The organism is Virgibacillus sp. JSM 102003, assembly GCF_041949995.1.
In the GTDB taxonomy this organism is placed as follows: domain Bacteria; phylum Bacillota; class Bacilli; order Bacillales; family Amphibacillaceae; genus Lentibacillus.
In genome coordinates, this window is record NZ_JBHFQH010000012.1 from 52702 (window position 1) to 69808 (window position 17107).

The window sequence follows — 17107 nt, forward strand, 5'->3', positions numbered from 1 at the left end:
TTGAGAAGAAAAAGAAGGTGTTATTGTGCTTAAAAAAGGTGAAATTGTAGGTGCTTCGTTTTGGCCCGAACCCGTTCAAATTAAACATGTTGAAAGCATAGATGAGGATTTGTATTTAATTGAGGCTGTTGGAAGAGAGTCGAATCAATTCTTCGAGAATTACTTGGAAAAATACCAACTACAGGAAGTCGAGCATTATTCTGAAGATGAAGCGTCCGATCAATTGAAGGATCGATTTCAACACTACTTGCAGTATCAAGTGCTAAAAACTGAAAAAGAGTACTCTCACTCACGGGTTCGCGGAAACAAGAATTTAATTCCATTGCCACACCAAATCGAAGCCGTATATAGCAAGATGTTGCAAGCACCTCAAGTGCGTTATCTGTTGGCAGATGACCCTGGCGCCGGTAAAACCATTATGTCTGGTATGCTCATCCGTGAATTAAAAGCACGTAACATGATTCGAAAAACATTAATACTAGTACCACCTCTCGTGTTAAAACAGTGGCAAGCGGAGTTAAACGAGAAGTTTGATGAAGACTTTATCATTATTACCCGTGATTACTTGAAAGCATCAGGTGAGATTAATCCTTTTGATATGCATCAACAAGTGATTGCATCGATGTATTGGGCTTCTCGTGAAGATATTAAAAATATGATTTTGAACGCCCATTTTGATTTCGTCATTGTGGATGAAGCTCATAAAATGGCGGCTTATACGGTTGGCCAAAAGAAACGAAAAGTGAAGCGTACAAAAATGTTTCAGTTGGGTGAGAACTTATTAAGACATACAGAACATTGTCTTCTGTTAACTGCGACACCCCATAAGGGTGATAAAGAGAACTTTAGACATTTAATGAGTTTGGTGGACCACGATATTTTTTCTCAACTAAATCGTAGTGATGCTATTTTTGAAAAAAGTAACCCTTATGTAGTACGTCGTTTAAAGGAAAATATGGTTAATTTTGATGGGACACCAATCTTTCCCAAACGAACAACCAAAACATTAGGTTTTAATCTAAGTCCTGCTGAAATTGACTTGTATGAGGCAGTCACGGAATATGTCAGACATTATTTCAATCGTGCAAAGCAACATAATAAACCTAATGTTGCTTTTGCCATGATGATTCTACAAAGGCGATTAAGCTCTTCAGTTGAAGCGATTTATTTATCTCTAGTACGTCGGAAAGAACGTCTTCAAAAGGTATTAGAAACAGGGCAAAGAGTACAACAAATGATGATGGACTATGAAGACTATGAAGATAGTTCGCTTGAGGAACAGGAATTATTCGAAGCCTACGCTGAAGGCGAATTTGAAGAAATTGATTTTGATGAATTACAAGTAGAAATTGAGATGTTGGATCAACTGATTCGCAAAGCTAATGTGATTAGACAAAATCAAAGTGAGCGTAAATTTTTAGAGCTTGAAAAAACATTATTTGGCGCTGGTGGTGTATTAGCTCAAGGTGAGAAAATATTAATTTTTACTGAATCTAAGGATACGCTAAACTATCTAGAAAAGAAATTGAAAGCCTATGTCCCTGATATAGCAAAAATTGTTGGTGACTTCTCGATGGATAGACGACAAGAAGAAGTAGAGAAGTTTCGAAATGACGTTCAAATCATGGCTGCAACTGATGCAGGTGGAGAATCGATCAACCTACAATTTTGTAATCAAATGGTCAATTACGATATTCCTTGGAATCCCAATCGACTAGAGCAACGAATGGGACGTATCCACCGTATTGGACAGAAGAATGAAGTGTTTGTTTTTAATTTAGTTGCCACGAATACAAGAGAAGGTGACGTGTTAACTCGATTATTAACAAAAATGGAACAAATGCGAGAAGACCTTGGACAAGACTTGGTCTATGATTTTGTAGGTGAAGTTCTCGAAGACCGTCAAGCTGATTTATCTTCCATCATGGAACAAGCCATCACAGGACGTGAAGATTTGAATGAAGTGATTGAACATATGGAGAAGTCATTATCGGAAGAACATAAGCGATTATTGGAACTCACTCAAAATGAACGATTAGATGATAACTTTGATCTACCAGGTGCGAAGCGATCTTTCGATGAGGTTTCCGTTCACAGTATTCCGAATCGCTTTTATGGGAAGTTCGTTGTGAATGGCTTAGAAAATACGAGAACAAGAACGAGTATTTCTGCAGATCAAACTACAGCCCGTATTGATCGATTTCCAAAAAGAATAAGAGACTTTGCACGTGACCAGAAGTTAATATTTAATTTTGATGAATCTATTCGGTTTGCATTAACAGCATCAAAGGAAACAGAAACATTGTCAATGGTTGAAAATGATGACGCATTATTTAGTTTGGTGATGAGATTAACAGCGAAGGAGATGCAACAAGCTGTTCTACCGTTGTATGAAGTTCAAACGTCCATTCCAGAAGCAATGACAATGGAATTGAATCAAGTGACAATTGTTGATGGTAATGGCCGAGAGCTTGACCAAAAGTTAATGTTAACAGGGAAACGTGGCAACGGTGAGTTTATTCAAATATCACCTTATTTACTGTTTAATCATTCACTAGATGTCACAAACACGTATAACAATGAAGAACAAGATATTAAACGACATGTAATTCAACATGCAAGAAAACTACTCAGAACGATTCAGCGAAAGCGCGAAGACTATGCCAATCGGAAACGCGTTTTCTTAAGAAAGTCATTTGAGGATCAAATGGAAACGTTGCAAGAACGGTTGAAAAATTACCAAGAAGAAAACGTTGAGGGTAAAAACAGCGCTCTAATTAATCAAACTTATGCCCAAATCGATGAAATGGAAGACCGAAGCAAAGAACGATTAAATGAAATTGACCGTGAACGATCAATTCAATTGAAGCCTGTTAAACGAATAGCCCAATTTAAAGTTAAGCCAAATGGTGGTAACAATGGTCGAGTTGTACCTGAAGACAATATAAATTTAATTGAGGATTATGAATTACAACATGGCAGAATGAACGTCAGAACACAACCTGCATTTGGTTTGATTGATTTCATAAGCGAGGAAGTGGATGGCGATAGTCGTTTGATTGTTGTTACAGATGATATACACTCATTTAAACAACAATTGGATGAAGAGGATTATGATCTAATTAAGAGTCGGCTGTATGTGTATGAGGTTATAGAAAGAGAAATTACTGAACATCGCTTAGAGCAAGGTCTATTATTATAAAAAAGAGATTATGAGCGGAAAGATATTATGAAAAAACCACGCTATAAATTATACTTTTTAAATTATAAGTAAATTACTGTAAAATATAATTAAATAGTTGGTTCTAAAGAGGTGATTTAGTGCAAATCAGAAGCATACCTAAAGAGAAAAGGTTTTACGAATATCTACTAGAGTTAACGAAACTTACTGGAAAAGTTATAAGAGACTATCGTGGCTTTGAAAAACACTGGACCCCTAATGACTTAAAGGATGTTGAAGGCTGTAATATCGGTGATGAATTGGATGACTCAGATACATTCTTAGAAATACATAAGCCACAAATTAGAAGAGAAGAGAAAATTCCTCCTTATCCTAATGAAACAATTAAAGAGTGGTTGGCTTTTAACATAAACAATGAAAATGCATTCCTCAATCATGAAACTCAAAAAAGGTATATAAATGAACATGGTGAAGAGAGCTCTGAAGCATTTGAAGATGATGAAGAGAGAGTTAAGCTATATCATAACTTTATTATCAGATGGAAAGAATGGTCGGAAAATTTAAAAGAGAAAAAGAAACTTGAAAAATTATATAATGAGTTCTTTGACTTAGTATCTCGCTTTGATCGTGAAGGCGAATCACTTGAATTAGTTTTTGGTAGGGGTATCTTAACCTGGAATCACCCAGATAAAAAAGTTGGCCTTATTCGCTCTCCCTTATTAACACAAAAATTAGAGTTAGATTTAGATGCTGAAAAGGGTGTAATAACAGCAAGTAGAATAGATGAAATGAATAATGTAGAACGTGAAATGTTATCTGGTGTTCGTTTGCCGAATAAAAATAGGGTTGATGAGATTTTAAATAGTTTAAAAACATTCGATATAAAAGATGATATTACGGATTTGTTAACTCAATTCGTTCATACAATTGATGCAAACGGTGAATATAAAGAGCCTGATGAAGAAATGGAAAATCGTAATACACCAGTTATTTATGATGACACTATTTTTATTTTTAGAGTTAAAAATACTCGTGTATTACGTGACGACCTTGAAAATATTATTGAGGGTATAGATTCTGGTCGCATAGAATTGAATGAAGCTGTTAAGTCAATTCTGGGGGAGGAAGTACAGTTTAGTCCTGCTGATTCTTCAGAAGCAGATACTGATGCCGATGCCAACAATACGTTTACCAAAAACCAATTATTTTTCCCACTAGAGTCCAATGAACAACAAAAGGACATTGTCAATAGAATTGAAAGGAATTATGGAGTTACTGTACAAGGTCCACCTGGAACAGGTAAGACACATACAATAGCTAACTTGGTCTCTCATTTCTTAGCAGAAGGAAAAAGAGTATTAATTACAAGTCAAAAAGAAAGCCCTTTACGAGTATTGAAAAGTAAGATACCAAAAGAAATTCAAGGTTTATGTGTTCCAGTATTGGGTGGTGGAAGAGATTCCTTACAAGAAATTGAAAAATCCATTAATACAATTAGTGAAAAATTGGGAGAACTGGATACTGATAAATTAAATAAGAGTGTTAATTTAAATCTTAAAGAGCTTCATGAGAGCAAACAAAAAGAGGCGAGTCTAACAAATCAATTAAAAGATTATGCAGAAAAGGAAGGCTCTGTATTAAAATATAAAGGTGAGGAATTATTTAGGTATGAAGTAGCTAAACAGTTGTCTGAAACAGGTATAAATTATGAATGGTTATTAGATGATTTACATATGGAAGCTGAATTTCCAATGGAAGAAGTTGAGTTTAAGGAACTTTGGAATTTAAGAGATCAATTAAGTACTGAGGATCTAAAATTATATTCCAAAACACTTCCAAAGATTGATGCGGATTTAAGAAATGAACAATCCTTTAAAGCTCTCATTGATGAAGGTGAAAAATTATCAAAAAACAAAGATGAAGGTTCTAAACAGTTGTATGCACTTCATTTATCTTATGATATTACTGAAATAGAAAAGTATATCCAGTCTCTTAACACTATTTTAGATTTTAAACATGTTATACAAGATGAGGGTTATAAACTCTTATTAAATGATTTGAGAGCAGGAGGAATACGGGAAGAGCGTTGGAAAGATTTAGTGGACAGCATGGAAGATAACTGCAATAAATTGTTTAAATACTATAATGGATTAGTTACCCATATGGTGAAGCTTCCTGAGAAAGGACTTAGCGAACTAAAAGAAAATATTGAAATTGCAAAAGAACGAATTAAAAGTGGGAAAAAACCTAATTTCGCCTTTTTCCTATTTAAAGGTAAACAAACTAAATATTTATTTGAAGATCCAATATTAAACGATAAACCATTATCAACCATTGATGATTTTAAGCCCATTGATGATTATATTGAATACGAAGAATTGAAGGCTGAAACGGCAAGAATAATTAATGGTAATTTAAATGAGATCAATCAGTCTAAAATAGATCCGGATGCAGCACGTTTTCCACATATTCTTGAAGAACGACTGAAAGAGTTAAAAACCGTAATAAAAGTTTTTGAAGCAATGAATGAGATAGATGATAAGTTGTCAATCAATCACGTTGATTTATATTCAGTTTACGATGTAAGTTCTTTGTTAGCGGATATAAAGCAAGCTAAAGCATATTTGGATTATAAAGAATGGCTAGAAGTTTACCACCAAGAATTATCAAACTTAAAGTCCTTTGGTAATAAGGATAGTACTCATTCACTGATACATGATTTTATTAGTGCCTTTGAAAGTGAAAGTATTATTCAATGGAATTACTTATTAAATCATTTATTAGAATTATATGAAGTGAAAAAAGATGTTCGTAGGTTCTATGAATTATTAACAAAAATGAATCAAATTCTTCCTTTAACTGAAAAGTCGATCGAAATGTCACTTGGGAAAGTATGGGAATATCCTGATTGCTACTTAAACTCTTTTGAACTCAGAAAACTAAGGACATGGCTTGATGAGACTAGGGATATTAATGCCACTAAATTAAGAAAATTAATTGAAAATGAAAAGACTAATCAAAGGAAATTGATTCAAGATATTGTAAGGGATGCATCATGGGAAAGCCAAATTAAAAGAATAACAGAAAAAGAAAAAAGAGCATTGAATTCTTGGAAGACCTATATAAAGAGGTATGGTAAAGCAACAGGTAAAAACAAACGGTATTTAAGTAGTATAAGAGAATCTATGAAGGATGCTCAAAGTGCCATTCCGGTATGGATAATGCCAATCACACAAGTTCTTGAAAACTTTCCGATTACTAACGATAAGTTTGATGTTGTTATATTTGATGAAAGCAGTCAATCTGACATTTTTTCGGCAAATGTACTATTAAGAGGTAAAAGAATGATTGTCGTTGGTGACGATGAACAAATCAGTCCACAAGCAATAGGTGTTAATCAAGATGATGTGAATGAATTAGTTCATCGATATTTATCTGATATTCCAAATTCTGATTTGCTTGATGGTAATATATCTTTATATGAAATAGCCGAACAGTCTTTTCCTAAGGAAGGAAAGTTGATGCTGAGGGAACACTTTAGATGTGTTCCTGAAATTATTCAGTTCTCTAATGACCTTAGTTATGGCGGAGAAATGATACCTTTAAGGTTACCGTTGGAGGAAGAAAAAATTGAACCACCTGTAATGGCAGTTAAAGTTAACGGTGGTTATAATGATGAAAAAGATAAAGATATTAACCTTCCTGAAGCTGAAGCAATCGCTAATGATATTTTTGAAGTTGTTAATGACTCGAAATACAGTAATCAGACTTTTGGCGTTATAACGCTACAAGGAAATAGGCAGCATAAACTTCTCGAAAATTTAATAAGAGATAAAATAGGCGATGCTGAATACGTCTCCCGGAAAATTATCTGTGGAAACCCTTATGAATTACAAGGAGATGAACGTGACATTATATTCCTTTCAATGGTAGTTGCTCCGAATAGGAATTTCAGAAAACTAACTCAGCCTAGCGAAAAACAGCGTTATAATGTAGCGGCAAGTCGCGCAAAGAATCAAATGCGATTATATCATTCAGTTGATACAAATGAGCTAAAAAGCGATGATTATAGATACGCTTTATTAAGCTATAGCAAAAATCCCACTAGGATCAACGAAGAACTAGAGGATTTAGAAAAGTTATGTGATTCTCCCTTTGAGGTAGATGTACTAAAGTTAATCTTAGCTAAAGGTTATAAAGTTACTCCACAAGTTAAGGTTGGTGGATATCGTATTGATCTTGTCATTGAGGGTATTCGCGATAGACTTGCTGTAGAATGTGACGGAGAGAAATGGCATGGTTCTGAAAGATTTGAAGAAGATAAGCAACGTCAAGCGTCACTGGAGAGAGCTGGTTGGAAGTTTTGGCGTATTCGGGGTAGAGAATTTTATTTTAACAGGAAGAAGGCAATGGAAAGTCTCTGGGCGAAATTGGATGATATGAGGATTGAACCACATCTAGATGAAAGTAGTATGGATAGTAATATGGAACGTCAGACTATGATTGATAATCCCGAGGAGTCATCTTACGAATATCAGAGTATTATAAGCTACTCTAATAGTGAGGGTTCAGATAATGAAAAACAAATGAAATTATTTGAAGATGATTCTGTTGATACTCAACAAATGAAATTATTTGATATAGAAAATGCTAGTAATTCTCGAAATTCCAATGATAGCTTAACTGAATATTTAGTATCTAAAGGGTTAAATATTATTGATAAACGGGTTAAGGGTGGAAGTTTATGGGTTGTTGGTGGATCGGAACTCGAACCAACTTTAAAGGAACTAACCAGTAAAGGTATTCACTTTGAATATGTACCTAATGGAAGCCGTTCAACTAAAAAGCAACCTGGTTGGTATATGAATCCTGATAAATAAATTAATAAACGTGCGATACAAAAGAGTTTTGATTTGCAAAGCCTATTGTGCAAGTAAAACTTAGGAAATAAGGGTTAGTCCCCACTGTACTTATCATTGGGAAAAGAGATAATGGTGAATGGATTCATTTTGCACCATACTTCATTCTTGAAAATTGTCAAACATTAATTGAAAAGTATGATGCAACAAGGACGACTGAATGTGAAAGCACAAAGACCATTCTGTCTAATTTATTTTTTATAAGTGTAGAAGCGGATGGCGAAAGTAATCGAACACTATAACCTGTGATCTACATCGATTTAAAGAACGATTAGTTTAAGAAGACTATGAAGCTATTATGGCAAAGGTTTTTGTGTAAGAGCTCGCTAATCATAATATAACTGAATACATGCTATAAACAATATTAATATTTCAATAATTACGGGGTGAAGGTCATGAAAAAGTGGTGGATGATTCGTGCAGGGGATAATAATGAGTTAATCCCTGTTTGGAAAGAAAAAGGTATTGCTTCTATTGGATGGCCTAAATTAGGTGATCCAAACCAATACCAATCAAAAGAAGAACTGGTTGCAATAGCTGATACTGTTTTTTTGGAAAGTAAACCTAAGTCCAGGAACAGTTGGGTGAATCAAGTATGGCGTTTCAGTAGAGAAATTAACAAAGGTGATCGAGTAATAACTTATTTTAAAGAGACACGACAATATATGGTAGGAACAGTTACAGAATCGCATTTTTATGATAAGTCTATTGGAAACCCCGATTATCCTAATAATGTAAGAGTTGAATGGGAAGAAATCACTGTAGAACGAGATTCATTATCGCAAGCAGCCAAAAATAGTTTGGGTTCTGTGTTAACAGTCTTTCGTGCGGATGATTGGGGAAGTGAAATTCAAGAGTTAGTTGAGCATCCATTTTATGAGCCTGATGATAACGATGAAGATGAAATAGAAGACAGCGAAATTATTGAAGATCTTGTCAGTAAAGCTTTGGTTATGGTACAAGACAAGGTCGATAAACTCGATCCATGGCAAATGCAAGAATTGGTAGGAGGACTCTTACAAGCAATGGACTACAATGTTCAGGTAAGTCCCAAAGGCCCTGATGGAGGCGTAGATGTCCTAGCATTTAAAGATGCATTTGGATTTGAAAAGCCTATTATTAAGGTACAAGTAAAGCATCGAAAATCTTCTGCATCAGCACCAGAGATTCAGCAGTTACTTGGGGCAAACCCAATTGATTCTAATAGTTTATTTGTTTCAACAGGTGGATTTACTTCACAAGCTAAGGCGGTAGCTAAACATAACTCTGTTAGATTAGTAGATATAGAGGAACTAGTTAATTTGTCAGTAAAATGGTATGAAAATATGCCTAATGACGTTAGGGCATTGTTGCCGTTGCAAAAGATGTATGTGCCTGAATAAGAAACTATATAGTGAAAATTAGTTTCCGGAATTCAGGCACTTTAAAGAAGGGGGCGTACCTTTTTGGATAATAATCCAAGGATTATCAACACTACAGGCGGTGAATTAACCTATAATAATTCAACTAAAACAAATAAAGATAATGAAGTATCAGTCCCTTCTGAGTTAATTGATACAGTTAATAAAATTATTTGGGAAAATATTAACAATAATGATATTCCGTTAAACAAAGAAAAACTTGATGATTTATGGAAAATAACCATAAACCCAGAGTTTCGAGGTGGGATTGATAATGGTAGCCTCTCAATTAAAAAAGGATCTCTAGAGATTAGAAATGCTAAGACTGGGCAATTTGTTGGAAAGGCTCAACTTAATGAGATGACAACAGAAGAACTTATCAAGAAAAATAAGCCATCCACACTCTCTAATATTACTAGAAACATTGCCAGCATATCGGGGCAACTACAAATGGCCGAAATCTCAAAAAAACTCGATGTGATACACGAAAAAATAGATTTACTTGGTGAGTTTTTATGGAGAGAGAAAGTTTCTAGGGTGCATAGTATAAATTCGGTTATTGAAGAGGCCATTGAATCACTTCCCAATAAGAATGCCATGGTAAGAATTAACGATTGTATTAAAGATTTGAAGTTCCTATCCGACTTTATTGAAGAAACTATCGAAGAAGTATTAAGTAGAAAAATAGATTATAAACTTATTCCGAATTTCATAGATGGTTTGAAGGTTTGGGAATGGAGAAGTAAATATAGGAATGAATACAATAAAAAATATAATGATGAAATCCAATTATTTATTCATGAGTATGGTTTTTTATTGGATTTATATTTCCAAACTCTTGGTCTTATAGGAACCTGTTATCAAATAACTAATGAATATCATCATGCTTCGAAATATTATAGGAAAATTGAAACTAAAATGAACTACTATTCGACAGAACTAGTTTCTAAGTTAATATATTTGCTGAATGTTGATGGAATTAGTATCAATGATGATGTTTCTCTTTTACATGTTGCGGAAAGGCTAAAAGATAGAAAGTTACCTAAAACTTTATTACAAGAAATAAATTCAAACGATATTAAAGTAGATGAAGTTAGAAACATGCATAAAAGACTTGTTTCACAATTTGAAGAGATCCAAATTTCTTATGATGTTGATACACAATTATTGATGGGAGACATAAATAATGACTGAATTAAATTGTCCAAATTGTAAAAGAAGAAGGGTCTTTATAGAAAAAGAAATGAATAAATATGAATGTGAATCCTGCAAAAATGTATATAGACAGTGTAAAGTAGAAAATTGTTCAAATCTCGTAAATCTTGGGTTCGTTTGTAAAGAATGTATTGGTAAAGGCATTAAAAGTGGTGGATCAGCAGGTCTAACTGCATTACTTGCTGTAGGTGGTATTGCATTAAAGGTGTTAAGGAAGGGTAAATAAAATAGGATGCGGGCTGAGGTGGCACACAGTATGTATTATCAAGTATTAATTGAGAAAAAAGATGGCAAAAAGAAGATGTATGAGTTAGACAAAGAAGAACAAGCAGATGTTATAAAGGAAATTGTTATTCCATATTTACAGAAAAAGGATTTTCAGTTTGATGGATATTTTCTGCAATATAATACAATCGACAGAATTGTAATAAAAGAAACAAAGAAAACTACAAGAGAACTTGCAAACTACGAAAATGATAATATGCCAACGGGACTTATAATGGTTGTATCTCCTGAAGATATAATTGATTATGATGAGTACGCTGTTGATGTAACAAAAAAGATATTTTCATCAGGAAAGGAAATATTAGAAAACTGTGAGGAATACACAGTTAATACTAAAGAAGAAAATAACCCTGATAAAACAAAGGTCTTTGTTGTACATGGACATGATGAATTAGCAATAAAAGAGATTGCTCTGTTTATTAGGAAGTTAGGATTAGATCCGATTATTCTGCGTGAGCAACCAAATCAAGGTAAGACAATAATTGAAAAAATTGAAGCCAATTCTAATGTAGGTTTTGGAGTTGTGCTGTATACACCTGACGATGTTGGTGCCAAAAAAGAAAACAGGGATGAATTAAATCCCCGTGCTAGACAGAATGTTATTTTTGAACATGGTTTTTTAATTGGAAGAATAGGTAGGGAAAACGTAGCGGCTTTGGTAAAAGAAGAGCTTGAAAAACCTAATGATATATCAGGAGTAGTTTATATCACGATGGATGAATATGAGCGATGGCAGATAGAGCTAGCTAAGGAATTAAAAAGTTCTGGATATGAGATAGATATGAATCGATTTTTTACTTAGAATCGAAGGAACTAGGGTCTGCCTCCCTTTTCTCTAGGTTAATTGTGGAAGTGTTATTAAGAAGAACTTAGGGCACTTTTTTTATATCTTTAATTTTAATTTCATGCAAATAAGTAGCATACCTAAAGAGATACGGTTTTATGAATATTTATTAGAATTAACGAAATTAACCGGAAAAGTTATTAGAGATTACAGAGGGTGTGGAGAACATTGGATTCCCAGTGAATTAAAAGAACTTGAAGGTTGTTTAATTGATGATGAGTGCGAAGATGTTGACACATTTTTAGAAATACATAAGCCACGAATTAAATTTTGGCTTACATTTCCTTTCAAAGTAATTACATTTACATCGTCAGTTGAATAGAAATCGACATTATTAATTGCAAGCTTATCTTCTAGAATGTTCATTACTTCAAATACTTATATACTAAAATAATAATTAGGAGATTTCTCTCCTGAAAGGATAGTTAATATGAAAATCACGCCTACTACTTTAACGATTAATCAACTATTTAGTAGTAATAGCGAACAGTTTATTATACCTGCGTATCAGCGAAGGTATTCTTGGGGAGAAAAACAGTGGGCAGATTTGTTTAATGATATTAAGCTCTTGAATCAAAGTGACACTCACTTGTTAGGTAATATCTTATGTTTAATATCTGATCATACTGTAGGAATTAATAAATTAGAACTAGTCGATGGACAGCAGAGAACGACCACTTTAACCATTCTTATAAAAGCTTTATCGGACAGATTCAAAGAGTTAGGGATTGAAGATTTACATAAAGAACTAGAAGCTATGCTTGCGTGTAAAGGATTTGATAGAGTTCCAAAACGAAAATTGATATTAGGGGATTTGGATGACCCAGATTACGTGAGGTTCTTGAAGAAAAATGATGTAGAGTTTTCTAAAAATCAGCGTTTTATAGATGCTTATGATTTTTTTTCTGAAGAAATAAAACTATTTAATAGAACAGAAATGTATGAGTTTGTTCATAAATTAACTAGTAATACTTTTGTTATTCGATTAGATGTTGCTGAAGCTAAAGATGCTTATAAATTATTTGAGACGATCAATAATCGTGGGCTCAAGTTAAGCCCTACGGATATCATAAAGAATTTCTTGTTAGGACACGCCTCATTAATAGATGAAAACACTCTAGAAGAAGTCAAACGATATTGGACAGAAGTGGTTATCAATTTAGATGGAATTAAAACAGATGACTTCTTTAGGCAGTATCTATCTTACTTATTAAAGAAAAAGATTACTGCAACTAACATAGTTGTAGAATTTAAGAATCTCTATTTCAACACTGTAAAAGAAGCGGAAAACTTAAATGAATTCATCGTATATGAGGATATAACTGATGAAACAGATGATGATGTTTCATATGAAGATCTTGATACAGAAGTTCAAGAAGAAATAAACAGTATTGGCAAAATCTCAATTATCGAGTTTGCAAAGAGGCTTCGTAATGCTTCTAATATTTATAAACAAATTAGAAATCAATCTTTTGAAAATAAAGTATTTAATAGACATCTAAGAAATTTATCCATGATTAAATCGTTTCCGAGCAATATATTTCTAATAGATTTATTTCAAAGAAATATTAACGAGAAAGGTAAAATTCAAATCCTAAAATTAATAGAAACCTTTATGTTGAGAAGACATGTCTGTGAGTATAGAACTGGTGAGCTGGATGCTATTTTTGCAAGTTTAGTAAATATACAAGATAATCTTGCTGTTTCAGAAGTAGAGGAAAAGCTATTAAAGCACTTGCCTAGCAATAGTGAATTTAAAGAAAAATTATCAATGCATAGCTTTAAAAATAATGAAGCAAGAGCAAAATATGTACTAGAGGAGATTGAATATGATCTAATAAATGATCAGGGTGAATACATTTTAAACTCAAGTGTTGACTTACATTTAGAACATATTATCCCTCAAAAAATACTAACCAAGAAATCTAAGAATGAATTTGGTGATTGGGAGAGTTACTTAGGGGCCAATGCTGTTGAACTGCATAGAGAGCATGTCAATAAAATTGGCAATTTAACTCTTTTAGCACAATCGCTAAATATTAGTGCTTCAAATAACCCTTTCAAATCAAAAGTTGAGGAATATAAGAAGTCAAACATACACATTACAAAGGAAATTGCGGATTATGATGAGTTTAAGTTCGAACAAGTTGTAGAACGGTGCAAAGAATTAGGAGAAAAAGCGGTTCGAATTTGGCGTTTTCGAAAGGTCGATGAGAAATAATGGCCAAGGTAATAAGTTTAAAATGCCAGAATTGTGATTCAAGGTACTTTAAATCAGATAATGCAATATATAGCATTATGTATAGGTGTGTTGGTTGTGGTCTCCAATTAAATTTTCCGGGTGTTAGCGCCTATATAATACTAAATAATGAATGTGAAGAATCATTATTCGATCGAAATTATCAATCAATGGAAAGTAGTGAATTGAAAGAGTTTATATATAATCAGGGAAAAATTCATCAAAAAGAATTAGATGAGAAAGAAAAAATGGAGAAACGGATCATTGAGAAAGAGAAGAAAGAGAAACTTCTTGCTCAGGAAAGACACAAAGACCTTAAAAGAGAAGAACTATATAAAGTTCTAAATGAGAACTACTATAACTCAAGAAATTATTGGGATAACTACATGAGGGAATGGATTACAGAAGATGATTTCACTGCAATTATTAAACAATTTGTACGAGATTGGTTTCATCAACGCAAATTGGAACTCCCAGGTCATGAACAAGCAGAAACTATCGCCAACGTTTGGGATAATGTACAGGTAGTAGCAAGAGCTGGGAGTGGTAAAACAAGAACAATTATTAATCGTGCCATTTTTTTGATCAAACACTGCAATGTTCATCCATCGGAAATATTAATATTAGCTTTTAACAAAAAAGCTGCAATGGAAATTACAAATAGATTGGAAAAAGTATTGAAAGAGGAAGTTCCTCAAGCGATGACATTTCATGCACTGGCATATGGTATTGTTCACCCAGAAGAGAACATGGTTTATGATGAACTCGAAAAACTAGAGAAAAGCTCTTCAGTTCAAAAAGTGATTAATTCAAATTTAGATGACCCCAATTATTCTGCTAAGATTAAAAAAGTAATGATGAAATATTTTCGTGAAGATTGGGATCGTTTGATTAGTATGGGATACAATCTCAGTAAAGTTGAAATGCTAAAATATCGTAGGTCATTACCTTATATAGGATTAGACGGGAAATATTATAAGTCAATGGGGGAAAAAAGAATAGCCGATTTTCTCTTTGAACATGATATACCGTACTATTATGAAAAAAACTTTTGGTGGAATGGTCTCAATTATAATCCTGACTTTACGATTTTAAAAGAATGTGAAGGGTCAAAAGGCATTGTAATTGAATTTTTTGGTATGAGCGGAGATCCAGACTACGACAACGAATCGATGCAAAAAATTCATTTTTGGAATGGAAGGGCAGATTATGATTTTATAAGTATGTGGCCAGGTGATGCTCTTTCTTCAAAGGAAATTTATTATAAGGTAAGCAATATTTTAAAGACATATTTCCCTAGTATGAGAAAATTATCTGATGATGAAATTTGGTATAGAATAAAAGATAGATCTGTTGATGAATTTAGTAAGGTTTGCAAAACGTTTATTGAAAGGTCTAGAAAGTTGAAGTTAGATCCTAATGATATAAAAGAATTAGTACTAGAACGTAAACAAGATTTATCTGATTTAGAATTACATTTCTTAAGAGTCATTTGGAAAATATATTCTGATTACCTCGATCAATTGTCGGCTAATCACGATGAAGACTTTGATGGGTTGTTATATCGAGCAATTGAATTTGTTAAGCATGGTCAGTTTAATTGGACAAGAAAAAAAGGTTCAGGAAATTTGAATCAAATTAAATATCTATTTATAGACGAATTTCAGGATTTCTCGCTGTTATTCCATGAACTAGTCTCCTCAATACGATTAATAAATAATGAAGTTAAATTATTTTGTGTTGGGGATGACTGGCAAGCAATTAATGGGTTTGCTGGATCTGATCTTAAATATTTTAATGACTTTAAAGAAGATATTAAAGGTGCTAGAAAAATGAATATATCCACAAACTATCGCTCGGCAAAAAAGATAGTTGAAGCAGGCAACCAGTTAATGATGAACGAAGGTAAACCTTCAGAGTACAACAAAGAGCAAGAAGGTACTGTTAAGGTTGCAAAGATTGATTTATTCAATCCTTCTGATCATGAAAAAGCAAAATATAAAGGGGATAAAATCACTCCTGCGTTGATTAGAATTGTGAAGAGTCAAGTGGATACGGGGCATCGTGTTACTTTGCTAAGTAGAAGGAGAAGTGGTCTACCTTTTTACAACATTCATAATGGTGGTAAAGGTGACTTTCGAGAGAAATTAATTAATACTATTAGAAAGGAGTTTTCAGTAGAGCAAAGAGGTTTAATCAAATCAGTTGACACCGTACATTCGTTTAAAGGAAGAGAAGATGAAGTAATAATTCTGATGGACGCAGTTCCAAGAAGTTTCCCTTTAATACACCCGAGGAATGTATTTTATAAAATTTTAGGTCACACTTTTGAAAAAGTTTATGATGAAGAAAAAAGACTATTTTATGTAGGTCTTACGAGAGCAAAAAACAAGTTGATTATTATTACAGAGTCTTTAAATAGCTCACCATTCTTAAGTGGTTTAAGCAACAGTAAGATTCAGAGTTACTTAGATATTAATACATTAAATTATCCAGTTAAAGAAGGAACAAGCTACAGGATAGTTGTTTCAAACAAAAAAGGTACAATGGGCACAATTGCTATTAAGGATTTGTTAAAAAGTCAGAATTACTCGTACCACTCTCCAACAAAATCTTGGTACAAGGTTGTTGGAGCACAGAATTTTAGTGAGGACAATTTATTAAAGGAGAATTGGATAGGTAAAGCTAATAATGTTGTGGTCAAAGTTAGAGATGAATTTGAGCAAAACGTCGTGTCATTTATGATTATTAACGGTCATAAATCTAATATGGTACAGATTCGCAATAGACATTAAGGATAATAAATTTGTTGCCATCGTCCAAAAAATAACGAGGTACATCCTAACTGAAGGATTGTGCCTCGTTAAATTGTACATAAATAGCAAGTTATTTTACCCTACAAACCGGTACGGTGAACTCTATCATAAATGGCAAGCTAGAAGATCTTGCCCCCTAACCTCCCTATTCCTATACTCCAGCAACAACCGTTCCACCTCCTCCTGTTCCTCTGAATTTAACTCAGGA

At 33.4% G+C, this 17107-nt stretch carries 9 protein-coding genes; all 9 read left to right on the plus strand.

The window, feature by feature from the left end; genetic code table 11:
• The first annotated feature begins 25 nt into the window (after positions 1 to 25).
• The 9 genes from ACE1TG_RS13755 (at position 26) to ACE1TG_RS13795 (ending at position 16878) form a co-directional block, all read left to right on the plus strand.
• On the plus strand, positions 26 to 3202 hold the full coding sequence (locus tag ACE1TG_RS13755) for a DEAD/DEAH box helicase (protein WP_375052971.1): 3177 nt from the start codon (positions 26 to 28) through the stop codon (positions 3200 to 3202).
• Between the two features lie 119 nt (positions 3203 to 3321).
• The gene (locus tag ACE1TG_RS13760; RefSeq protein WP_375052972.1) at positions 3322 to 8061 is read left to right on the plus strand and encodes an AAA domain-containing protein; all 4740 of its coding nucleotides are present in this window, start codon (positions 3322 to 3324) and stop codon (positions 8059 to 8061) included.
• A 434-nt stretch (positions 8062 to 8495) separates the two neighbouring features.
• Positions 8496 to 9482: a restriction endonuclease gene (locus ACE1TG_RS13765; RefSeq protein ID WP_375052973.1), complete on the plus strand. Its 987-nt coding sequence runs from the start codon at positions 8496 to 8498 to the stop codon at positions 9480 to 9482.
• A 63-nt stretch (positions 9483 to 9545) separates the two neighbouring features.
• The gene (locus ACE1TG_RS13770) at positions 9546 to 10694 is read left to right on the plus strand and encodes a hypothetical protein (RefSeq protein WP_375052974.1); all 1149 of its coding nucleotides are present in this window, start codon (positions 9546 to 9548) and stop codon (positions 10692 to 10694) included.
• A complete protein-coding gene (locus ACE1TG_RS13775; RefSeq protein WP_375052975.1) occupies positions 10687 to 10941 on the plus strand; it encodes a hypothetical protein in 255 nt (84 codons plus the stop codon). The genes ACE1TG_RS13770 and ACE1TG_RS13775 overlap by 8 nt, the downstream gene beginning before the upstream one ends.
• A 30-nt stretch (positions 10942 to 10971) precedes the next feature.
• Positions 10972 to 11802: a TIR domain-containing protein gene (locus ACE1TG_RS13780; RefSeq protein ID WP_375052976.1), complete on the plus strand. Its 831-nt coding sequence runs from the start codon at positions 10972 to 10974 to the stop codon at positions 11800 to 11802.
• Positions 11803 to 11905: 103 nt separating this feature from the next.
• Entirely contained in the window at positions 11906 to 12166 is a 261-nt protein-coding gene (locus ACE1TG_RS13785) for a hypothetical protein (RefSeq protein ID WP_375052977.1), read from the plus strand.
• A 108-nt stretch (positions 12167 to 12274) separates the two neighbouring features.
• Complete coding sequence (locus ACE1TG_RS13790) at positions 12275 to 14065, plus strand: DUF262 domain-containing protein (RefSeq protein WP_375052978.1); 1791 nt, start codon at positions 12275 to 12277, stop codon at positions 14063 to 14065.
• A 188-nt stretch (positions 14066 to 14253) separates the two neighbouring features.
• Positions 14254 to 16878: a UvrD-helicase domain-containing protein gene (locus tag ACE1TG_RS13795; RefSeq protein ID WP_375052979.1), complete on the plus strand. Its 2625-nt coding sequence runs from the start codon at positions 14254 to 14256 to the stop codon at positions 16876 to 16878.
• Positions 16879 to 17107: the final 229 nt, after the last annotated feature.

Coding starts and splice junctions, on each gene's coding strand:
- ACE1TG_RS13765 (WP_375052973.1), top strand. CDS start 8,496: ATGAAAAAGTGGTGGATGATTCGTGCAGGGGATAATAATGAGTTAATC.
- ACE1TG_RS13775 (WP_375052975.1), top strand. CDS start 10,687: ATGACTGAATTAAATTGTCCAAATTGTAAAAGAAGAAGGGTCTTTATA.
- ACE1TG_RS13780 (WP_375052976.1), top strand. CDS start 10,972: ATGTATTATCAAGTATTAATTGAGAAAAAAGATGGCAAAAAGAAGATG.
- ACE1TG_RS13785 (WP_375052977.1), top strand. CDS start 11,906: ATGCAAATAAGTAGCATACCTAAAGAGATACGGTTTTATGAATATTTA.
- ACE1TG_RS13790 (WP_375052978.1), top strand. CDS start 12,275: ATGAAAATCACGCCTACTACTTTAACGATTAATCAACTATTTAGTAGT.
- ACE1TG_RS13795 (WP_375052979.1), top strand. CDS start 14,254: ATGGAAAGTAGTGAATTGAAAGAGTTTATATATAATCAGGGAAAAATT.